This window comes from Streptomyces sp. 8L, from assembly GCF_020176795.1.
In the GTDB taxonomy this organism is placed as follows: Bacteria; Actinomycetota; Actinomycetes; order Streptomycetales; family Streptomycetaceae; genus Streptomyces.
The window spans coordinates 26,344-47,299 of sequence record NZ_JAIUKE010000033.1 but is presented as its reverse complement, the minus strand read 5'-3'; the positions used below and the strand labels follow the sequence as shown (position 1 = coordinate 47,299).

Genomic DNA, 20,956 nt, shown 5'->3' with positions numbered 1-20,956 from the left:
GGCCGGGGCGGGCAGCAGGGAGGACAGGAACGCGTAGCGGCGCAGGCCGTCCGGGTCCTGGCCGCCGTCGTTCTGCGCGTAGTTCCACCAGGCCGCGACCTCGTCCCAGCCGGGCGCCGACAGGGAGCCGCCGAACTCCTGGACCGAGAGCGCCGCCGTGAGGCCGCCGAAAGCGAGCCGGTCGGCCAGGGGCCAGTCCGCGAGGGTGCCGGTGATGAAGCCCGCCATGAAGACGTCCCCCGCGCCGGTCGGGTCGAGCGCCTCGACCGCGATGGCGGGCACCTGCGCGGTCTCGCCGGTGCGTCCGTCCACGGCGTAGGCGCCGTCGGAGCCGAGCGTGACGACGGCGACCGGGACGTGCTCCGTCAGGGCGCGGGCGGCGGCACGCGGGCAGTCGGTGCGCGTGTAGCGCATCGCCTCGGCCGCGTTGGGCAGGAACGCCTCGCAGTGCTCCAGGTCGGCGAGGGCGCCCAGGTCCCACACCCCGGTGTCGTCCCAGCCGACGTCGGCGAACAGGCGGGCGCCGTTCGCGGCGGCGGTGGCGATCCACTCCTGCCGCCTGCCGGGGGTCAGGGACGCGACGGCGGCCCGCGCGCGGGGCGGGCACTCGGGCAGCGCGCCCTCGGGCGGCGGCGCCTCGTGGCCGTGCGAGACCATCGTGCGCTCGCCCTCGTACGCCATGGAGACGGTGACCGGGGAGTGCCAGCCGGGGACCGTGCGCGAGCGCGACAGGTCGATGCCCTCGCCGTGCGCGAGCGCGTCCCAGCAGTACTCGCCGTAGTGGTCGTCCCCGAACGCGGCGGACAGCGAGGTCCGCAGGCCGAGCCTGGCCAGCGCGGACGCCATGTTCGCGACGCCGCCCGGGCTCGATCCCATGCCGCGCGCCCAGGACTCGGTGCCGCGTACGGGCGCGGTCGCGAGGCCGGTGAAGATGATGTCAAGGAAGACGGTGCCGGTCAGGTACACGTCGCAGTCCGGGTCGCCGTGCGCGCGCCGCGCGCCCAGCGGGTCGATGCGCGGCTCCTCGCCTCCTCGCGCCGTCCGTGCGGCCGGGGCCGCCGGTGCGGTTGGGGCTGCCGGCGCTGGGGTTTCTCCGGTGCGTTCACGTGGGATCACGGCATGCTCCTGATTGCGTGCGTTCCCGCCAGTCTGCCCGATCCCGCTATCTGCGCCGGGGCAGCGGCACGCGCGTCAGGTCGGCCGCGACCGTGAGGTCTCCGGTGAAGCCCGCCGCGCGCGCCTGCCGCCCGAAGACGCCCGGGTCGTCGTAGCGCTGCGAGAAGTGCGTCAGGACGAGGTGGCGTACGCCGGCGTCGCGGGCGAGCGCGCCGGCCTGCCCGGCCGTCATGTGGCCGAAATCGACCGCCAGGGCCTCGTCCTCGTCGAGGAACGTCGACTCCGCGACCAGCAGGTCGCACCCGTCGGCGAGTACGTACGCGCCGTCGCACACCCGGGTGTCCATGACGAACGCGAACCGCTGGCCGCGCCGGGGCCTGCTGACGTCCGCCAGCCGTACGCCCCGCACCTCGCCCTCGCGCTGGAGCCGCCCGATGTCCGGGCCCTCGATGCCGTGCTCCGCCAGCAGGGCGGGGAGCATGGTGCGGCCGTCGGGCTCGGTGAGCCGGTAGCCGTACGCCTCGACGGGGTGCGAGAGCCGGTGCGCCGCGAGCGTGTACGCGGGTGTCGCGGCGAGCGTCACGAGGCCGTCGCCCGCGGCCGGCGCCTCCGCGATCGCGACGTTCTCGCGGTAGGACGTCGCGTACTTGAGCCGCTCGTAGAAGTGCTGCCCGCTCGCCGGATAGTGCGCGGTGACCGGGTGCGGTACGCGGTCGAGGTTGATCCGCTGGATCACCCCGGCGAGGCCGAGCGCGTGGTCGCCGTGGAAGTGCGTCACGCACAGCCGGTCGATGTCGTGGGCGGCGACCCCGGCGCGCAGCATCTGGCGCTGGGTGCCCTCGCCGGGGTCGAACAGCAGCCCCTGGCCGTCCCAGAGCAGCAGGTAGCCGTTCTGGTTGCGGCGGCGCGTGGGGACCTGGCTCGCGGTGCCGAGGACGACGAGTTCCCGCACGGACACGGTGTCCGCGCCCCGCTTATCCGGGCGGCCAGTTGAGGCCGCGCCCGCCGAGGACGTGGGCGTGCGCGTGGAAGACGGTCTGGCCCGCGCCGCTGCCCGTGTTGAAGACGACGCGGTAGCCGCCCGCGTCGATCTTGTCGCCGGCCGCGACGGCGCCGGCCTCGCGGAGCACGTCGGCCGCGATCTCCGGCTGCTCGGCGGCGAGGGTGGCGGCGTCCGGGTAGTGCGCCCTGGGGATGACGAGGACGTGCGTCGGCGCCTGCGGGTTGATGTCCCGGAAGGCGACCGTGGTGGCGCTCTCGCGCACGACCGTGGCGGGCACGTCCCCCGCGACGATCTTGCAGAACAGGCAGTCGGCCTGTGGTTCTCCCGCCATGATCCGGGCCCTCATCTCCTTCGCTCCGTATCCCCGGCATCGTATCGGGCCCGGCCGCGGGGCGTGTCCCCCGCCCGCGCGCGGCAGCGGTACGCCGAGCCCGACGGTCGCAGGCTCTGCGCTGCGCCCCGCCCGCGCGCGGCAGCGGCCTCAGGACCAGCGGCCGGTGCGGGTCAGCAGCAGGGCCAGCGCCGCCGTGCCTGCCGTGGAGGTGCGCAGGACACTGCCGCCGAGCCGGTACGGCCCGGCTCCCGCGGCGGCGAACACGTCGAGTTCCTCCGGTGACACGCCGCCCTCCGGGCCGACGACGAGCACCAGGTGCCCTATGGGCGGCAGTTCGGCCGTGGCGAGGGGCGTCGCGATGCCGCCGTCCTCGTGCAGGACGGCGGCGAAGTCGGCGCCGGCCAGCAGCCGGGCCACCTCGCGCGTCGTCGCGGGCTCCGCGACCTCGGGGAAGCGCAGGCGGCGCGACTGCTTGCCCGCCTCGCGTGCGGTGGCCCGCCATTTGGCGAGAGACTTGGCGCCGCGCTCGCCCTTCCACCGCGTGACGCAGCGGGCGGCGGCCCAGGGCACGACGGCGTCCACGCCGGTCTCGGTCATCGTCTCGACGGCGAGTTCGCCGCGGTCGCCCTTCGGCAGCGCCTGGACGACGGTGACGCGCGGCGCGGGCTCCTCCTCGGTGCGGATCTCGGTGACGTCGACGTCCAGCCGGTCCTTGCCCGCGACGGCCGCGACCGTGCCGTACGCGCCGGTGCCCGCGCCGTCGGTCAGGACGACCTCCTCGCCGACGCGCAGCCGCCGTACGGACACGGCGTGGCGGCCCTCGGGCCCTTCGAGCACGACCGTCCCCCGGCCCAGCGGGACGCCGTCCCCGACCACGAACACCGGCGCCGTCATGCCGTACTCCCCAGGCTCATCGCGGCGCGCGCCGCTTCCGTCTCCGCCGCGAGCACCTCGACGAGCCGCCCTGCGGGCATGGCCCGCGCCATCCGGTGTCCCTGGCCCGCCCACAGCGCCATGGCCTGCGGGTCCCCGGCCTTCGCCGCAGCCTTGCGCAGCGGCGAGGTCAGGTGGTGCACCTCGGGGTAGGCCTGCGGGGCGTACGGGCCGTGCTCGCGCATGAAGCGGTTCACCAGGCCGCGCGCGGGGCGGCCGGAGAAGGCGCGCGTCAGTTCCGTGCGGGCGAACAGCGGGTTCGTCATGGCCTGCTTGTGCGGCTCGGGGGCGGCGGACTCGTCCGTGACGAGGAAGGCCGTGCCGAACTGGGCGGCCTCCGCGCCGAGGGCGAGGACCGCGGCGGCCTGCGAGCCGCGCATGAGGCCGCCCGCCGCCACGATCGGCAGCGTCACCGCGTCCTTGACCTGGACGACGAGCGACAGCAGCCCGATGCCGGCGCCGTCCGTCGCGGGGTCGTCCTTGTGCGTGCCCTGGTGGCCGCCCGCCTCGATGCCCTGGGCGCAGACCGCGTCCGCGCCGGCCCACTGGGCGGCGCGCGCCTCCTCGGCGGTCGTGACCGTCACGATCGTGTACGTACCGGCGCGGTGGAAGCGGTCGAACACCATCCGGGGCGGGCAGCCGAAGGTGAACGACACGACGGGCACCGGATCGTCGAGCAGTATGGCGAGCTTGGCCTCGTAGCCGTCGTCCCAGCCGGTCTCCGGGTCGCCGAGCGGCGTGTCGTACCAGTTCGACTCACCGGCGAGCTGGCTGCGGTACAGGTCGACGGCCGCGCGGTCGGCGTGCCGGGTCTGCGGCATGAAGACGTTCACGCCGAAGGGCGCGCCCGTGAGCCCGCGCAGGTGCTTGATCTCCTCGTACATGCCGTCCGCCGTCTTGTAGCCGGCGGCCAGGAAGCCGAGGCCGCCCGCGTCGGACACGGTGGCGGCCAGCGGGGGGCAGGAAGCACCGCCTGCCATGGGGGCCTGCACGATCGGACACCGAAAGAGATCGGTCAGCGTGGAGGACATGCACGCATGGTGCCATGCCCGTACCAGACCGCCGAATCGCCCTCGCATCCGGCATATGCCGACGGAAGAGCCACCGGTCGAGGCCGTGCGTCACGACGGAAACGTCACATTTGCCGGAAGGGCACGGCACGGGACCACGGGCGGTGGGCGGGCCGGGTGGCGTGTCCGGGAACAGACCCCGCAAGCGGGCGCGGAACGGGGCGGAGAACCGGCGGTGCCGGACGGAAAACCACCGGGGGGGCGGCCCGTTCGGGCACGCGCGCCGGTGGTCTGCCTTCTGATTCGGCCCTCACAGGGACCCGCTGAGCCCCGGCGGGCCCAGCTGTCCCGGCAGCCTCAGCGGCCCCGGTGGACCTGGCAGCCTCAGCAGACCTGACGGCCCCATTGGGCCCAACTGTCCCGACGGCCCCACCGGGCCCAGTCGGACCCGGTAAACCCGGTGGGCCTAGCGGCCGTTGAAGGCGTCCTTCAGACGGGAGAACAGGCCCTGCTGGCCGGGCTGGAACTGGCCCGTCGGGCGCTCCTCCCCGCGCAGCTTGGACAGTTCGCGCAGGAGGTGCTCCTGCTCCGCGTCCAGCTTCGTCGGTGTCGTGACCTCGACATGGACGATCAGGTCGCCGCGCCCGCCGCCGCGCAGATGGGTCACGCCGCGGCCGTGCAGCGGAACGGACTGGCCGGACTGCGTCCCCGGCCGTACGTCGACCTCCTCCACGCCGTCCAGCGTCTCCAGCGGGCACTTGGTGCCGAGGGCCGCGGCCGTCATGGGGATCGTCACCGTGCAGTGCAGGTCGTCGCCGCGCCGCTGGAAGACCGAGTGCGGCAGTTCGCGGATCTCCACGAACAGGTCGCCCGCCGGGCCGCCGCCGGGGCCGACCTCTCCCTCGCCGGCGAGCTGGATCTTGGTGCCGTCGTCGACGCCCGCCGGGATCTTGACCGTGAGCGTACGGCGCGAGCGCACCCGCCCGTCGCCGGCGCACTCGGGGCACGGGTTCGGCACGACGGTGCCGAAGCCCTGGCACTGCGGGCACGGCCGCGAGGTCATGACCTGGCCGAGGAACGACCGGGTCACCTGCGAGACCTCACCGCGGCCGCGGCACATGTCACAGGTCTGGGCGGACGTACCGGGCGCCGCGCCCTCGCCGTTGCACGTGGTGCAGACGACGGCCGTGTCGACCTGGATCTCCTTGGTCGTGCCGAAGGCCGCCTCGCTGAGCTCGATCTCCAGCCGGATCATGGCGTCCTGGCCGCGGCGCGTGCGCGAGCGGGGCCCGCGCTGCGACGCCGTACCGAAGAACGCGTCCATGATGTCCGAGAAGTTGCCGAAGCCGCCGGCGCCGAAGCCGCCCGCCCCGCCGCCTCCGCCGTTGCCGGACAGGGGGTCGCCGCCGAGGTCGTAGACCTGCTTCTTCTGCGGGTCCGACAGGACCTCGTAGGCGGCGTTGATCTCCTTGAAGCGCTCCTGCGTCTTGGGATCGGGGTTGACATCCGGGTGCAGCTCGCGCGCGAGCCGCCGGAATGCCTTCTTGATCTCGTCCTGGGACGCGTCGCGGCGCACGCCGAGTACGGCGTAGTAGTCCGTGGCCACTTACGACTCCGCCAGGATCTGTCCGACGTAACGTGCCACTGCGCGTACCGCTCCCATCGTTCCGGGGTAGTCCATGCGGGTCGGTCCGACCACGCCGAGTTTGGCGACTGCCTCGTCGCCCGAACCGTAGCCGACGGCTACGACAGATGTGGAAGTGAGGCCCTCGTGGGCGTTCTCGTGCCCGATCCGTACCGTCATGCCCGGCTGGCCCGCCTCGCCGAGCAGCTTCAGGAGCACCACATGCTCCTCAAGTGCCTCCAGCACCGGCGCGATCACCAGGGGGAAGTCGTGCCCGAAGCGGGTGAGGTTCGCCGTGCCGCCGATCAGCAGGCGCTCCTCGGTCTCCTCGACCAGGTTCTCCAGCAGCGTCGCGAGGACAGTGCTGACCGTGGGCCGGTCCTCCGCCTCGAACGCATCGGGCAGGTCCTGCACCAGGCGCGGCACGTCGGAGAAGCGCCGGCCCACGACCCGGCTGTTCAGCCGGGCCCGCAGGTCCGCGAGCGCCACCTCGCCGAACGGCGCCGGGCAGTCGATCATGCGCTGCTCGACCCGTCCCGTGTCCGTGATGAGGACGAGCATCAGCCGCGCGGGCGCCAGCGAGAGCAGCTCCACGTGGCGCACCGTCGAACGCGTCAGGGACGGGTACTGCACCACGGCGACCTGCCGGGTCAGCTGCGCCAGCAGCCGCACCGTACGGCCCACGACGTCGTCCAGGTCGACGGCGCCCTCGAGGAAGTTCTGGATGGCGCGGCGCTCGGGCGACGACAGCGGCTTGACGCCCGCCAGCTTGTCCACGAACAGCCGGTAGCCCTTGTCGGTGGGGATGCGGCCCGCGCTCGTGTGCGGCTGGGCGATGTAGCCCTCTTCTTCGAGGACGGCCATGTCGTTGCGGATCGTCGCGGGCGAGACCCCGAGCCGGTGTCGCTCCGTGAGCGCCTTGGAGCCGACGGGCTCCTCCGTGCCGACGTAGTCCTGGACGATGGCGCGCAGCACTTCGAGTCTGCGTTCGCTGAGCACGGCGCACACCTCCAGCGGTCGTCGTTCGTCGTCCCTCGTCGCGCCCTGCGACCCCGTTTGGCACTCGATCCGGCGGAGTGCCAGCTCCTTCCGGGCCAGTGTACGGCCGAGGGGTGCACGCCTAGCAAGGCAGTGTTCCACGGGACCGTGCCACGGGTTCCCGCCGGGGCGTGAGAGGTTCCGTCCTGGACGTTCCGTACGGGGCGTACGAAGCGTACGGACCGGCGCGTGAGCCGACAGACGAAAGGGGAACGGCGCATGGGTGGCGCGCACGCGTCGGGCGGGGTCGCGGACGGCCGGCTCGCGAACGGCCGGCTCGCGGACGGCTGGGAGGAGCTGGCGCCGGGCGTCAGCCGGTGCAGGCTGCCGGGCTGGGACTGTACGGCGGGCCTGGTGGCGGGGCCCGCGGGGGTGCTGCTGGTGGACGCGGGCAGCACGCTGCGCGAGGGCGCGGCGCTGCGCGCGGCGGCGCACCGCCTCACCGGGGGCGCCCACGTGACCCATCTCGCACTCACGCATCCGCACTTCGATCATGTCCTCGGCGCGGGCGCGCTCATCGGCGCCGAGGTGGCCGGGGCCGCGGGCCTGGCGCGGGAGCTGGGCGGGGCCGCGGGCCGCGCGGCCCTGTACGCGGACGCGGTGCGCCACGGCGTGGCCGGGGACGAGGCGCGGGCCGCCGTGGAGGCGCTGGCCGCGGTGCCCTGGGCGCCGTCGCCGGGGCTTCCGGCAACCTCGCGGGCACCGCGCGTCCGCGAGGTCGCGGCCGGCGACCCGTACGAGCTGGACCTGGGCGGCGGCGTCCTCGCGCTGCTGGTGAACGCGGGCCCCGGCCACACGGCGTCCGACCTCGCCGTGCTGGTACGCGGGCCGGCCGGTCCCCCCGTGCTCTTCTGCGGCGATCTGGTGGAGGAGTCGGGCCCGCCGCAGGCCGGCCCCGACGCGCTGCCGGACCGCTGGCCCGCCGCGCTCGACGGCCTGCTGCGGCTCGGCGGCGAGGACGCGCTCTATGTGCCGGGCCACGGCGCGGTGGTGGACGCGGCGTTCGTCCGCGCCCAACGCCGGGACATCGCCGGGTGATCGGCATAGGGTCGGCCCGTGCGGAGTTACAGCCCTGATCTGACGCCCCCGTGGAAGCGTTCCACGCCCCTTCCCGAGGTTGCGGCCGAGGCCGACCTGGTCGTCGAGGAGGTGTCGACCGGATTCTGCGGCGCGGTGATCCGCTGCGAGAAGACCGCGCAGGGCCCGACGGTGACCCTGGAGGACCGCTTCGGCAAGCACCGCGTCTTCCCCATGGAGCCCGGCGCGTTCCTGCTGGAGGGCAGGCCGGTCACCCTCGTACGCCCGGGGACCGGCGCGGGCGCGGGCCCGAAGGCGCCGTCCAGGACCGCGTCCGGCTCACTCGCGGTGCCGGGCGCCCGCGCGCGGGTGGCCCGAGCGGGCCGCATCTACGTCGAGGGGCGGCACGACGCGGAGCTGGTCGAGCAGGTCTGGGGCGACGACCTGCGCGTGGAGGGCGTGGTCGTGGAGTACCTGGGCGGCGTGGACGACCTGCCCGCCGTGGTCACCGACTTCGCCCCCGGGCCCGACGCGCGCCTCGGTGTGCTGGTCGACCACCTGGTGCCCGGCACGAAGGAGTCCCGGATCGCGGCGGAGGCGTCCGGGGACGACGTGCTCGTGGTGGGCCATCCGTACATCGACGTCTGGGAGGCGGTGAAGCCGTCGTCGGTGGGCATCGCCGCGTGGCCGCGCGTTCCGCGGGGCCAGGACTGGAAGACGGGTGTCTGCCGCGCCCTCGGCTGGCCGGAGAACACCGGGGCCGCCTGGCAGCGCATCCTCGCCTCGGTCCACTCCTACCGCGATCTGGAACCGGAACTGCTCGGCCGGGTCGAGGAGTTGATCGACTTCGTCACGATCGGCGGCCCGGAGGGCCCGTGAGCGACGGCGGGGCGGGTCTCCGCGGCAGCGCGGGTCTCTACGGCAGCCCGGGTCTCCATGGGCCGGGTCGTCGCGCGCGTGCCGCGCCTGGCCCTCGCGTACCGACCGCGCGTCAGTCGACCAGGTCCCTGATCACCGCGTCGGCCAGCAGCCGGCCGCGCAGGGTGAGGACCGCGCGGCCCGCCTCGTGCGGGGCGGCCTCCAGCAGGCCGTCGCCGACCGCGCGGGCCGCCGCGCGCAGGCCGTCCTCGTGCAGGAGGCCGAGCGGGACGCCCTCGCGCAGCCGCAGTTCGAGCATGACGCGCTCCACGCGCCGGTCCTCGGCGGTCAGCAGCTCCCGGCCCGCGCCCGGCGCCCGGCCCCCGGCGAGCGCCGCCGCGTACGCGCCGGGGTGCTTCACGTTCCACCAGCGGACGCCGCCGACGTGGCTGTGGGCGCCGGGGCCCGCGCCCCACCAGTCGGCGCCGCGCCAGTACAGCTCGTTGTGCCGGCAGCGCCCGGCCCCTGTGGTGGCCCAGTTGGACACCTCGTACCAGGAGAAGCCGGCGGCGGACAGCGTCTCGTCCGCGATCAGGTAGCGGTCGGCGTGCTCGTCGTCGTCCGTCATCGGGATCTCGCCGCGCCGGATCTGGCGCGCGAGCCGCGTGCCCTCCTCCACGATCAGCGCGTACGCCGACACGTGGTCGGGGCCCGCGCCGATCGCCGCGTCGAGCGACGCGCGCCAGTCGTCGTCGCTCTCCCCCGGGGTGCCGTAGATCAGGTCGAGGTTGACGTGGTCGAAGCCGGCCGCGTGGGCCTCGGCGACGCACGCCTCGGGGCGGCCGGGGGTGTGGTTGCGGTCGAGGACGCGCAGCACGTCCTGTCGGGCGCTCTGCATGCCGAACGAGACGCGGTTGAAGCCGCCCTCGCGCAGGGCCGCCAGATAGGCCGGGTCCACGGACTCCGGGTTGGCCTCGGTCGTGATCTCCGCGTCGTCCGCGAGGCCGAACTCGTCGCGGATCGCCGCGAGCATCCGTACGAGGTCGGCGGCGTCCAGCAGCGTGGGCGTACCGCCCCCGACGAAGACGGTCTCGACGGGGCGGGGGTCGTCGCCCAGGACCTTGCGGGCGAGGCGGACCTCGTCGGTCAGGATGCCCGCGTAGTTGTCGCGCGAGGCGAGCACGCCGCCGGAGCCGCGCAGCTCGGTCGCGGTGTACGTGTTGAAGTCGCAGTAGCCGCAGCGGCTCGCGCAGTACGGGACGTGCAGGTAGAAGCCGAGGGGCCGGCCGGCCGCGCCGTCGAGTGCGGACGGGGGCAGCTCGCCGGTCTCGGGCACGGGGTCGCCGTCGGGCAGTGCGGAGGGCATGCCCTCCATTGTCCCGTACGCCCGCGCGTTCCCCTGCCGCTTCGCCTGGCTGCGGGGCCGGCCGCCCGGGCCGGCGGGCGCGCTGTGGTCCGGGTCACTCGGCCTGGAACACCAGCAGTGCCAGGTCGTCGTCCGGCGGCGCGCCGTCGAAGGCGTGCACCACCTCCCGGATGCGGTCGGCCACGGCCTGGGCCGTGAGCCCCGTGCATCCGGCGAGGGCCCGGGCCAGCCCGTCGGCGTCGTCCAGCATCCGCCCGCCGGAGCGGCGCTCGGTCACCCCGTCGGTGACGCAGAGCAGCGTGTCACCGGGCTCCAGGTCGAAGGTCTGGCTCTCGTACGGGGAGTTCTCGGCGATCCCCAGCAGCAGCTGCGGTTCCGCGGCGGGCCGTACGGTCCCGTCCGGACGCAGCAGGAGCGGCAGCGGATGCCCGGCGCTGGCCACCGTGCAGCGGGCGCCGCCCGCGGGGAGCGGCACGAGTTCCCCGTACAGCAGCGAGAGGAAGCGCGGGTGGTAGCCCTCCGAGGCGCCGACGGCGGGCAGTTCGCTCAGCGGGAGTTCGCTCAGCGGCAGCCCGGCCGCCGCCGCCTCGCCCGCAGCCATGGTCTCCGCCGCGCTGGCGGCGGCCATCGCGGACGCGGCCTCCGCGGCCTCCGTCGCGTCGTCGAGCAGCAGCCGGTTGAGCCGGTCGAGCACCTCGCCGACCTGGTAGCCCTCGCGTCCCAGCAGGCGCAGCCACGGCCGGGCGAGGCCCGTCACGACGGCCGCCTCGGGGCCGCTGCCCTGCACGTCGCCGAGCATGAAGCACCAGCGGTCCTCGGGGCAGTGGAACACGTCGTAGAAGTCGCCGCCCGCGAGCCCCTCGTCTCTCGGCTCGTACACCAGGCCGCTGGCGACGCCGGGGATTCTGGCGACCTGGCTGGGCAGCAGGGCGCGCTGGAGGACGCGGCTGATGGTGGCCTGCCGGGTGTAGCGGCGCGCGGCGCCGATCGCGAGGGCCACCCGGCGCGCGAAGTCCTCGACCAGCTCGATGATCTCGTCGGGGACGGGCGCCTTGCCGGGTCTGCCCAGCAGCAGGGTGCCGACGGGTCTGCCGTTGGTGACGAGCCGGCAGGACAGTGTCACGGCCGGGGCGTCCGCGGCTGCCGCGGAGCCGGGCCCTGCCGGCACCGCGTCGACGGATGCCGCTCGGGTGGCGGGCGCCACTCCTGTGCCGGAACCGGGGCCGGGGCCTCCCCTGTGGGCGGCGCGTGCCGAGTTCCCCGCTTCGGGGGCCGGGACCTCCACAGGGCCCGGGTACGGCGGGTCCGCGGGTCTGGGCGGCTGCTTCTCCAGCAGCGCCCGCAGCGCGTCGAGCCGCGTCTCGTCCGCGTGCCACACGCCCGCGAGCCGGGCCGACGTCCCGGAGCCGTCCAGCCAGACCGCGCACCACTCCGCGAGCCTCGGCACCAGCAGCTGCCCGGCCAGCGCCGCGACCATCTCCTCGTCCAGCTGCCCCGCCAGCAGGTCGGACGTCTCCGCGAGGAACGACAGGGCGCCGTGCCCGCGCCAGTCGGTCTCGGTGTGCGCCCGCGGGCCCGGCTCGTCGTCCCGGCCCTCCTCGTCGACCCGGACGGGCAGCCTGCCCGAGGTGCCGGTGCCGTCGAGCGCGATCCTGGCCCAGACCGTCTTGAGCCCCGTCCGGTACGTCACGCCCCACCGCTCCGCGAGCGACGCCACGATCTGGAGGCCGCGGCCGTACTCGGCCGTGTAGGGCCCGGAGCGCCCGTACGGCGTTCCGGGGTCCGCGGGCGCCCGCGAGGGGTGGTGGTCGGAGACCTCGACCAGCAGCCCCGGCGGTTCCTCCTCGGCGCCGAGCGCGGCGGCCCAGCCCGCGGGGGGCCGCTCCGTCAGCCGGCAGCGCACCTCCACGGTCGTACCGGCGTGCACGACGGCGTTGGTGACGAGTTCGTCGGCGATCAGCGCGGCGTCGTCGGCGATCAGGTCCGTGCTGTGCCCGCCGGGCGGGCACAGGGCCCGGTGGACGGGGGGCCCCCCCCCCGCCCCGGGGGGGGGCCGCGGGGGTTCCGGGGGGGGGGGGCGCCGGGCGCCGCCGCCCCGCGCGGGGCGGCGGGCCGCCGAGGCGCCGGGGGGCCCCCGGGGGGCCCCCCCCCGGGCCCGGTGGACGGCCGCCACCGGCCCGGACGCGTCGGGGCCCGTGGCGGTGTCGGTGTCGGTGTCCGTGTCGTTGGGAGCGGGTGGCTGGGCGTCCGTGGGAGCGGAGGCGCCCGCGCACTCCCCCGCGGCCCCGGTCTCGCCCGCGCCGCCCGCGGGCGCGCCGCAGAAGGCGCAGGCGCCGAGCAGACCGAGCCCGGTCCACTCGGCGAGGGCGGCGCGTACCAGCCGCCGCGCCTCCGCCGGGGCGACCGGGTCGCTCTCCAGGCTGATGCGGACGAAGGGCGGCGGCGCGCCCGCGCCTGGTCCTGTCCCGTGCGAGGCGTCGGGGTCGGTCGCACGCTGGATCGGAATGGGCCCCACTGCGGCTCCCGCGTCCGGTTGTCTGCTGCGTGTTCGATGCACCGGTCACGGCACGCCGTGTCGGTTGATTCGGCAAGGGTCGCAGACGGAGCGGCGCCGTGCACGGCAAGTCATCGAAAACGGGCGGGACAAGGGCAGAGATTACGTACCGGGCGGCCATCGGAAGGCCCCCGCCCCCGGGCCCGGCGCGCCCGTGGGCGTCCGAAGCCCGAGGGAGCCGCCGGGCGGCCCTCCTGCACGTCATGCCTCGCGGGTCCCCGCGGATACCTCACGCCTCGCGGGTCCCCGCGAACACCTCACACCGCACGGGTTCCCGCGTACATCTCACGCCTCGCGGGTTCCCGCGTACATCTCCTCGATGAGGTCGTTGTACTCGCGCTCCACCACGGGCCGCTTGAGCTTGAGGCTCGGGGTCAGTTCCCCGTGTTCGATGTCCAGGTCGCGCGGCAGGAGACGGAACTTCCTGATGGCCTGCCAGCGCTGGAGCCCGTCGTTGAGGCGCTGGACGTAGCCGTCGATCAGCCGCTGCGTCTCGGGCGCCGCCATGACATCGGCGTACGGCTTCCCGCCGAGGCCGTGCTCGGCGGCCCAGTCCATGATCGTGGGCTCCTCCAGCGTGATGAGGGCGCTGCAGAAGTTGCGGCCGCCGCCGATCACCAGGATGTTCGAGACGAACGGACAGACCGCCTTGAACTGGGTCTCCACCTCGGCGGGCGAGATGTACTTGCCGCCGGACGTCTTGATGAGGTCCTTCTTGCGGTCGGTGATCTTCAGGTACCCGTCGGTCGACAGCTCACCGATGTCGCCCGTGTGGAACCAGCCGTCGGCCTCCAGGACTTCGGCGGTCTTGTCCGGCAGCCCGTGGTAGCCGACCATCACCGCCGGGTTGCGGATCAGGATCTCGCCGTCGTCCGCGATGCGTACCTCGGTGCCCGGCATGGGTTTGCCGACCGTGCCGGTGCGCAACGCGACGCCCGGGTTGACGAAGCAGGCCGCACTGGTCTCGGTCAGCCCGTACCCCTCCAGGACCGGCACACCCGCGCCGGAGAAGAAGTAGCTGATGTCGGGTGCCAGGGCCGCCGAACCGGAGACCGCGGCCCGCAGCCGGCCGCCGAAGGCCTCCCGGATCTTCGCGAACACGAGGGCGTCCGCGACCTTGTGCTTGGCGGCCAGGGCGAAGGGCAGCGAGTCGTTGCCGGTCCGCTGGAAGTTCTCCTGCGAGACCTTCGCCGACTCGCGGGCGACCCCGGCCGCCCACTGGAAGATCTTGTACTTGGCGGCACCGCCGGAACGCGCCTTCGCCGCGACGCCGTTGTAGACCTTCTCGAAGATCCGCGGCACGGCCGCCATGTACGTGGGCCGCACGGCGGGCAGGTTCTCGATGATCTTGTCGACGCGGCCGTCCACCGCGGTGACGTGCCCGACTTCGATCTGCCCCGAGGTCAGCATCTTGCCGAAGACGTGCGCGAGCGGCAGCCACAGGTACTGCACGTCCTCGGAGGAGATCAGGCCCGTCCCGGCCATGGCCTTGGCCATGTACGACCAGGAGTCGTGCCTCAGCCGTACGCCCTTGGGCCGCCCGGTGGTGCCCGAGGTGTAGATCAGGGTCGCGAGCTGGTCGGCCTTGAGCGCGTCGATCCGCTGCCTGACGACGTCGGGCCGGGCCGCAAGCTCCTCGGCGCCGAGCTTCTCCAGGGCGTCGAGGGACAGGACCCAGCCCTCCGGGTCGTCCGCGGCGGGCTCGGCGTCCGCCGCCTCGATCACCACGACATGGGCGAGGTCGGGCAGCTCGGCGCGGTGCGCCCGGACCTTGGCCAGCTGGGCGGCGTCCTCGGCGATCAGCACCCGGCTGCCGGAGTCGGAGAGGATGAAGACCGACTCGTCGGCGTTGGTGGACGGGTAGATGGTGGTGGTGGCCGCGCCGGCGCACATCACCCCGAAGTCCGCCAGAATCCACTCGATACGCGTCGAGGAAGCCAGCGCGACCCGCTCCTCGGGCCGCACGCCGAGCGCGATGAGGCCGGCCGAGATGCCGTAGACCCGCTCAGCGGTCTCGCGCCAGCTCAGTGAGCGCCACTCGTCCGGGCCCTGCCCCGACGCGGGGGGTACGGGGTAGCGGAACGCCTCGGCGTCGGGCGTAGCGGCGACGCGCTCAATGAAGAGGGTCGCCACGGAGGGCGGCCGGTTCTCGATCAAGTTCTGGGTGTCGCTCACGGCTTCCTCCGGAACCGTACGGGTCGTACCGCACGATGCATCTGGTCCTGAGACGTTTGGCGTTCAAGGCGTTCATGACGTTCACGTAACCGGTCGACGAGTAGCTACCGATCGGTAATCAGACTAGGGCCCAGGTCGCACGTGCGTAAGAGGGGCGACATTTCCCACACAGCGTGAGCGGCAGGAGACCACAAGACACACGCCCGACATACGACCGGAGACCGCGCGTACGTACGCCGGGCCACCGGGAGGAGGAGTACGTACGAGCACGTACGGGGACGTGCGCGGGGGGGGCAGACCGAGGCACGTACGGGGCGCGCGGGCACGAGGGAACCCGTACGGCAGGACGCACGGCAGCGGGACGCCCACGGGAACACGTACGGCCGGGCCCCCGTGGTGTCCTGCGCCCACGGGGGCCCGGCCGGCTCCCGGCGTACCGCCTCTCGTTTCCCGGCCTGGCGCTTCGTCTTCGTCCGGGCGGCCCGGCGTTCCCGGCTATGCGGCTGTGCGGCTTCGCGACTTCGCGACTTCGCGGCGTCCTACTTCTTCGCCTTGCCGGAGCCGGAGTCGTCGCTGGAGAGCACGGCGATGAAGGCTTCCTGCGGCACCTCCACGCTGCCGACCATCTTCATCCGCTTCTTGCCCTCCTTCTGCTTCTCCAGCAGCTTCCGCTTCCGGGAGATGTCACCGCCGTAGCACTTCGCCAGCACATCCTTGCGAATGGCGCGGATCGTCTCGCGCGCGATGACGCGGGAGCCGATGGCGGCCTGCACCGGCACCTCGAACGCCTGCCGGGGGATCAGCTCGCGCAGCTTCGCGACGAGCCGCACGCCGTAGGCGTACGCCTGGTCGCGGTGGGTGATCGCGGAGAAGGCGTCGACCTTGTCGCCGTGCAGGAGGATGTCGACCTTCACCAGCTGGGCGGACTGCTCGCCGGTGGGCTCGTAGTCGAGCGAGGCGTACCCGCGCGTCTTGGACTTCAGCTGGTCGAAGAAGTCGAAGACGATCTCCGCGAGCGGGAGGGTGTAGCGGATCTCGACCCGGTCCTCGGAGAGGTAGTCCATGCCGAGGAGGGTGCCGCGCCGGTTCTGACACAGCTCCATGATCGAGCCGATGAACTCGCTGGGCGCCAGGATCGTCGCCCGTACGACCGGCTCGAAGACCTCGTCGATCTTGCCCTCGGGGAACTCGCTCGGATTGGTGACGGTGTGCTCCTTGCGGTCCTCCATCACCACCCGGTAGACGACGTTCGGCGCCGTCGCGATCAGGTCGAGGCCGAACTCGCGCTCCAGGCGCTCCCGGACCACGTCCAGGTGCAGCAGTCCGAGGAAGCCGACGCGGAAGCCGAAGCCGAGCGCGGCCGACGTCTCCGGCTCGTAGACGAGCGCGGCGTCGTTGAGCTGGAGCTTCTCCAGGGCGTCGCGCAGCTCCGGGTAGTCGGAGCCGTCCAGCGGGTACAGGCCGGAGAAGACCATGGGCTTCGGGTCCTTGTAGCCGCCGAGCGCCTCGGTGGCCCCCTTGGACAGGGAGGTGATCGTGTCACCGACCTTGGACTGCCGCACGTCCTTCACGCCGGTGATCAGGTAGCCGACCTCGCCGACGCCGAGGCCGTCGGCCGGCAGCATCTCCGGCGAGTTGGCGCCGATCTCCAGCAGCTCGTGGGTGGCGCCCGTGGACATCATCCTGATGCGCTCGCGCTTGCTCAGCCGGCCGTCGACGACCCGGACGTACGTGACGACGCCACGGTACGAGTCGTAGACCGAGTCGAAGATCATCGCACGGGCGGGGGCGTCCGCGACGCCGACCGGCGCGGGGACGTCCGCGACGACCTTGTCGAGCAGGACGTCCACGCCGAGGCCGGTCTTGGCGGAGACCTTGAGCACGTCCTCCGGCTGGCAGCCGATCAGGTTCGCGAGCTCCTCGGAGAACTTCTCCGGCTGCGCGGCCGGCAGGTCGATCTTGTTGAGCACCGGGACGATGGTGAGGTCGTTCTCCATCGCGAGGTAGAGGTTGGCCAGGGTCTGGGCCTCGATGCCCTGCGCCGCGTCGACCAGCAGGATCGTGCCCTCGCAGGCGGCGAGCGAGCGGGACACCTCGTAGGTGAAGTCGACGTGCCCGGGGGTGTCGATCATGTTGAGGATGTGGGTCCTGCCCTGGTCCCCGCCGCTGCGGGGCGCCCACGGCAGCCGGACCGCCTGGGACTTGATCGTGATGCCGCGCTCGCGCTCGATGTCCATGCGGTCGAGGTACTGGGCGCGCATCTGCCGCTGCTCGACGACACCGGTCAGCTGGAGCATCCGGTCGGCGAGCGTGGACTTGCCGTGATCGATGTGCGCGATGATGCAGAAGTTACGGATCAGCGCCGGGTCCGTACGGCTGGGCTCGGGCACGTTGACAGGGGTCGCGGGCACGCAGGGTCCTGATTCTTGAGGAGCGCCGCCCCGCCGAGGCCGCTCCCGGTACGGAGGGTCTCCGCACGGCTGCCATCGTCGGGGCGCGTCGTCTCGTCTCGGGTCGACATCGGATCGGATCGATACGCAGCCTCCATCGTCCCATGAAGGACGGGCCGCGACCGATTTGGGCCGGTCATACCGGTGCTGCTACCTTGGACAGCTGTGTCTCGTGCCTTCGCGCACGCGGCACTCCTCCGAGGAAGGCCCCGGACAAGCGTCGGGACGGTCCTCGGAACATCCTCAGTTACATCATCGAACCTGCAAAGGCTCTTTCGTGGCGAACATCAAGTCCCAGATCAAGCGGAACAAGACGAACGAGAAGGCGCGCCTGCGCAACAAGGCCGTCAAGTCCTCCCTGAAGACCGCGATCCGCAAGACCCGCGAGGCCGCTGCCGCGGGCGACGTCGAGAAGGCCACCGCGGCCGCCCGCGCCGCCTCCCGCGAGCTCGACAAGGCCGCGTCGAAGGGTGTCATCCACAAGAACGCCGCCGCCAACAAGAAGTCGGCGCTGGCGTCCACCGTGAACGGCATCCAGGGCTGAACGGTCCCGTTCGTGCTTGGTCCGACCGCCTGACCGCCCGGCCGCCCCGGCCGGTCCCGGCTTCCGGTCGGCCGACCGACTGATCGACCCGGATCGACGACCACTGGTCGACGACCGACCGCGTGAAACCGGACGGGACCCAGCGGGCCCCTCTCTCCCGCTCCCGGCCGGCAACGGGAGCCGCACACCGAACTGCGTTCGCCACGCGGGTGCGGCTCCACCGATGAACCAGCGGTAACAGCCTTACCAGCTGCAACGGTCTTACCAGCTGCCAGCCACCCGGCTACCGGCACTGGCTACCGGCTGTTCCGGCTGTGAGCTGTACGAGCTGTATGAGCTGCACGCGAGGCCCCGGCCACCCCAGGCCGGGGCCTTCGCCATGCCGGGGCCCGCTCCCCCGTCGGACAACCCGCCGCCCGGGGGCTCTCGCGGCCGGGCGCGCTCAGCGGCGGGGGCGGGCCGCGCGTGCGATCGCGACGACCGCCTTCTCCAGGGCGTACTCCGGGTCGTCTCCGCCGCCCTTCACCCCGGCGTCGGCCTCGGCGACGGCCCGCAGCGCGACGGCGACGCCGTCCGGCGTCCACCCGCGCATCTGCTGGCGCACCCGGTCGATCTTCCAGGGCGGCATGCCCAGCTCGCGCGCCAGGTCGGCGGGCCGCCCGCCCCGGGCCGAGGAGAGCTTGCCGATGGCCCGCACGCCCTGCGCAAGGGCGCTGGTGATCAGCACCGGCGCGACCCCCGTCGACAACGACCAGCGCAGCGCCTCCAGCGCCTCGGCCGCCCGGCCCTCGACGGCGCGGTCCGCCACGGTGAAGCTGGACGCCTCGGCGCGGCCGGTGTAGTAGCGGCCGACGACGGCCTCGTCGATCGTGCCCTCGACATCGGCGACCAGCTGCGACACCGCGCTCGCGAGCTCCCGCAGATCGCTGCCGATGGAGTCGACCAGCGCCTGGCAGGCCTCGGGGGTGGCGGAGCGGCAGAGCGCCCGGAACTCGGACCGCACGAACGTCAGCCGCTCGGCCGGCTTGGTCGTCTTCGGGCAGGCCACCTCGCGGGCCCCGGCCTTGCGGGCCGCGTCCAGCAGCCCCTTGCCCTTCGCCCCGCCCGGGTGGAGCAGCACCAGGGTGATCTCCTCGACAGGCGCACCGAAGTACGCCTTGAGGTCCTTGACGGTGTCCGCGGACAGGTCCTGCGCATTGCGTACGACGATGACCTTGCGCTCCGCGAACAGCGAAGGGCTCGTCAGCTCGGCGAGCGCGCCGGGCTGGAGCTGGTCCGACGTCAGATCCCGCACGTCCGTGTCGGCGTCGGCGGCGCGGGCCGCCCGCACGACCTGCTGCACGGCACGGTCGAGGAGCAGGTCCTCCTGCCCCACGGCGAGCGTGAGGGGGGCGAGCGGATCGTCGCTGGTTGCTTTCTTGGTGGCCATCGCTGCCAGCATGGCACGCCCCACCGACAGCGGGCGCCCCGGACCGCGGTGCCCTGTCCAACGGCCCCATCGGCGCCATCGCGTCCCCCGGCGCACCCGCACCGTGCTCACCGCGCTCATCGCGCGACGCTCACCGCGTCCGGACCCGGTGACCTTGGGTCACGGCGCGGCCCCGGTCACCAGGGCCGCTCGACCCAGCCGTCCCAGGCGGCGACGTACGCGTCGAGTTCCGCGGGGTCGATCCGGCCCTCGGGGTCCGAGACGGCCACCAGCCACTGGGCGTCCTCGGCGTCGTCCTCGCCGGCGAGGGCGTCCCGTACGAGCTGGGGCTCCCGCGTGGTGCCGAAGCGGTCGGCGAGCCGGTCGGCCGCCTCCTGCGCGGCGTCCCGGTCGGGCAGCACCAGCAGATGTGTCACGTCGTCGTCCATGCACCGCGCCCGTCGTCCCGGTCGGCCGGTCCGCCGGCATGCGCCACATCACGCACACACGTCACGCGGTACGCCCGTCGGCCCGGGCATCCGGCCTGTTCTCCGCAGTCTCCTACTTGAACTGGAGTTCCGTGCCCTTGGGCACGATCTGTATCTCCAGCTCGATCTTGATGCTGGAGCCGACGACGGCGATGCCCCGGGCCAGCATCGTCTGCCAGTTGATGGTGAAGTCCTCGCGGTGGAGCTCGGCGGTGGCCTTCACGGCGGCGCGTGTCTCGTTCTCCATGCCGACGCGCACACCGCCGTAGGCGGCGTCGAGCGTGACCGTGCGGGTGACACCGTGCAGGGTCAGGGCGCCGGTGATCAGCCAGCTGTTGCCGCCGCGGTGCTGGAAGCGGTCGCTGTAGAACTCCAGGGTCGGGTAGTTCTCGACGTCGAGGAAGTCGCCCGAGCGCAGGTGGTTGTCGCGCATCTGCACATTGGTGTCGATCGACGCCGCGTCGATGACGACGTGCATCGCCGAGTCCTCGATGGACTCACCGATCCGTATCGCGCCGGCGAAGTTGTCGAACCGGCCGTAGACATGGGCGAGTCCGATGTGGCGGGCCACGAACCCGATGCGGGTGTGGGCGGCTTCGATCTCCCACTCGCCCGCCGCAGGCAGCGGAAGGGAGGGCGCGGCCTGGAGCGTGATGTCGCCGAGGGAGGCCAGCTTGCCGCCCTCGGCGACCGTCGCGCTGGCTCGGTAGGGGCTGAAACTGTCGGCGGACACGGCGACCCGGTACTCGCCGACGGGCACCATCGCCGCCAGGCCGCCGAAGGGGTCGGTCTCCCCGGTGACGACCTTGCGGCCCTGCGAGTCGGTGACCGTGAACTCCGCCTGGCCGACAGGCTCGCTCACAGGGTCGAGAACACGGCACGTCAGCAGCCCCGCGTCGGCGGGCACGGAGAGTCCGGAAAGCGGGTTGTTCTTCTGGCTCGCGGTCTTCCGCCGACCGAACAAGCTGACCATTTTAGCTACCCCTGTGCTCTGGACTCCTCAGGGCGCCCTGCCCTCAGACCCCTGAACGGATTGGC

17 protein-coding genes are annotated in these 20,956 nt (G+C 73.3%); 3 read left to right on the top strand and 14 right to left on the bottom strand.

What is annotated here, in order from left to right; translation table 11 throughout:
* The 7 genes from LCE31_RS04505 to hrcA all read right to left on the bottom strand — a co-directional run.
* Positions 1-1,116, bottom strand: a 1,116-nt coding sequence (locus tag LCE31_RS04505; protein ID WP_374118404.1) for a carbohydrate kinase family protein, incomplete at its 3' end; no start/stop codon positions are given.
* 46 nt (positions 1,117-1,162) lie between these two features.
* Complete coding sequence (locus tag LCE31_RS04500) at positions 1,163-2,074, bottom strand: ribonuclease Z (RefSeq protein ID WP_225012639.1); 912 nt, start codon at positions 2,072-2,074, stop codon at positions 1,163-1,165.
* A 16-nt stretch (positions 2,075-2,090) separates the two neighbouring features.
* On the bottom strand, positions 2,091-2,450 hold the full coding sequence (locus LCE31_RS04495) for a histidine triad nucleotide-binding protein (RefSeq protein WP_225012638.1): 360 nt from the start codon (positions 2,448-2,450) through the stop codon (positions 2,091-2,093).
* 150 nt (positions 2,451-2,600) lie between these two features.
* The gene (locus tag LCE31_RS04490; protein ID WP_225012637.1) at positions 2,601-3,347 is read right to left on the bottom strand and encodes a 16S rRNA (uracil(1498)-N(3))-methyltransferase; all 747 of its coding nucleotides are present in this window, start codon (positions 3,345-3,347) and stop codon (positions 2,601-2,603) included.
* Positions 3,344-4,417: a nitronate monooxygenase gene (locus LCE31_RS04485; protein WP_225012636.1), complete on the bottom strand. Its 1,074-nt coding sequence runs from the start codon at positions 4,415-4,417 to the stop codon at positions 3,344-3,346. Before LCE31_RS04485 ends, LCE31_RS04490 begins: the two co-directional genes overlap by 4 nt.
* Before the next feature lie 445 nt (positions 4,418-4,862).
* Positions 4,863-6,002 carry a molecular chaperone DnaJ gene (gene dnaJ / locus LCE31_RS04480; RefSeq protein ID WP_225012635.1) on the bottom strand — a complete coding sequence of 380 codons (1,140 nt, stop codon included), beginning with the start codon at positions 6,000-6,002 and terminating at the stop codon, positions 4,863-4,865.
* Entirely contained in the window at positions 6,003-7,019 is a 1,017-nt protein-coding gene (gene hrcA / locus LCE31_RS04475) for a heat-inducible transcriptional repressor HrcA (protein ID WP_225012634.1), read from the bottom strand. It lies immediately after the preceding gene.
* Between the two features lie 258 nt (positions 7,020-7,277).
* Here hrcA and LCE31_RS04470 point away from each other — a divergent pair, with 258 nt between their 5' ends.
* Together LCE31_RS04470 and LCE31_RS04465 are read left to right on the top strand one after the other, a co-directional pair.
* Entirely contained in the window at positions 7,278-8,096 is an 819-nt protein-coding gene (locus tag LCE31_RS04470; RefSeq protein WP_225012633.1) for an MBL fold metallo-hydrolase, read from the top strand.
* Between the two features lie 18 nt (positions 8,097-8,114).
* The gene (locus tag LCE31_RS04465; RefSeq protein WP_225012632.1) at positions 8,115-8,954 is read left to right on the top strand and encodes a DUF3097 domain-containing protein; all 840 of its coding nucleotides are present in this window, start codon (positions 8,115-8,117) and stop codon (positions 8,952-8,954) included.
* A 112-nt stretch (positions 8,955-9,066) separates the two neighbouring features.
* Here LCE31_RS04465 and hemW read toward each other — a convergent pair whose 3' ends face one another.
* The 4 genes from hemW to lepA form a co-directional block, all read right to left on the bottom strand.
* Positions 9,067-10,299, bottom strand: coding sequence for a radical SAM family heme chaperone HemW (gene hemW / locus LCE31_RS04460; RefSeq protein ID WP_225012631.1), 1,233 nt, complete (start codon positions 10,297-10,299; stop codon positions 9,067-9,069).
* A 94-nt stretch (positions 10,300-10,393) separates the two neighbouring features.
* On the bottom strand, positions 10,394-12,310 hold the full coding sequence (locus tag LCE31_RS04455) for an ATP-binding SpoIIE family protein phosphatase (RefSeq protein ID WP_263631404.1): 1,917 nt from the start codon (positions 12,308-12,310) through the stop codon (positions 10,394-10,396).
* A gap of 828 nt (positions 12,311-13,138) precedes the next feature.
* A complete protein-coding gene (locus LCE31_RS04450; RefSeq protein ID WP_225012629.1) occupies positions 13,139-15,028 on the bottom strand; it encodes an AMP-dependent synthetase/ligase in 1,890 nt (629 codons plus the stop codon).
* Positions 15,029-15,567: 539 nt separating this feature from the next.
* Positions 15,568-17,439: a translation elongation factor 4 gene (lepA, locus tag LCE31_RS04445; RefSeq protein ID WP_225012628.1), complete on the bottom strand. Its 1,872-nt coding sequence runs from the start codon at positions 17,437-17,439 to the stop codon at positions 15,568-15,570.
* Positions 17,440-17,755: 316 nt separating this feature from the next.
* On the opposite strand from lepA, the gene rpsT reads away from it, so the two are divergent.
* Positions 17,756-18,022 carry a 30S ribosomal protein S20 gene (gene rpsT / locus LCE31_RS04440; RefSeq protein WP_225012627.1) on the top strand — a complete coding sequence of 89 codons (267 nt, stop codon included), beginning with the start codon at positions 17,756-17,758 and terminating at the stop codon, positions 18,020-18,022.
* 442 nt (positions 18,023-18,464) lie between these two features.
* Here the strand turns inward: rpsT and holA are convergent, their stop codons facing one another.
* From holA to LCE31_RS04425, 3 genes are all read right to left on the bottom strand, one after another.
* A complete protein-coding gene (holA, locus tag LCE31_RS04435; protein ID WP_225012626.1) occupies positions 18,465-19,451 on the bottom strand; it encodes a DNA polymerase III subunit delta in 987 nt (328 codons plus the stop codon).
* A gap of 176 nt (positions 19,452-19,627) precedes the next feature.
* The gene (locus LCE31_RS04430; RefSeq protein ID WP_225012625.1) at positions 19,628-19,879 is read right to left on the bottom strand and encodes a hypothetical protein; all 252 of its coding nucleotides are present in this window, start codon (positions 19,877-19,879) and stop codon (positions 19,628-19,630) included.
* A gap of 112 nt (positions 19,880-19,991) precedes the next feature.
* Positions 19,992-20,891, bottom strand: coding sequence for a YceI family protein (locus LCE31_RS04425; protein WP_374118402.1), 900 nt, complete (start codon positions 20,889-20,891; stop codon positions 19,992-19,994).
* Positions 20,892-20,956: the final 65 nt, after the last annotated feature.

Coding starts and splice junctions, on each gene's coding strand:
- LCE31_RS04495 (WP_225012638.1), bottom strand. CDS start 2,450: ATGGCGGGAGAACCACAGGCCGACTGCCTGTTCTGCAAGATCGTCGCG.
- LCE31_RS04490 (WP_225012637.1), bottom strand. CDS start 3,347: ATGACGGCGCCGGTGTTCGTGGTCGGGGACGGCGTCCCGCTGGGCCGG.
- LCE31_RS04485 (WP_225012636.1), bottom strand. CDS start 4,417: ATGTCCTCCACGCTGACCGATCTCTTTCGGTGTCCGATCGTGCAGGCC.
- LCE31_RS04470 (WP_225012633.1), top strand. CDS start 7,278: ATGGGTGGCGCGCACGCGTCGGGCGGGGTCGCGGACGGCCGGCTCGCG.
- hemW (WP_225012631.1), bottom strand. CDS start 10,299: ATGCCCTCCGCACTGCCCGACGGCGACCCCGTGCCCGAGACCGGCGAG.
- holA (WP_225012626.1), bottom strand. CDS start 19,451: ATGGCCACCAAGAAAGCAACCAGCGACGATCCGCTCGCCCCCCTCACG.
- LCE31_RS04430 (WP_225012625.1), bottom strand. CDS start 19,879: ATGGACGACGACGTGACACATCTGCTGGTGCTGCCCGACCGGGACGCC.
- LCE31_RS04425 (WP_374118402.1), bottom strand. CDS start 20,891: ATGGTCAGCTTGTTCGGTCGGCGGAAGACCGCGAGCCAGAAGAACAAC.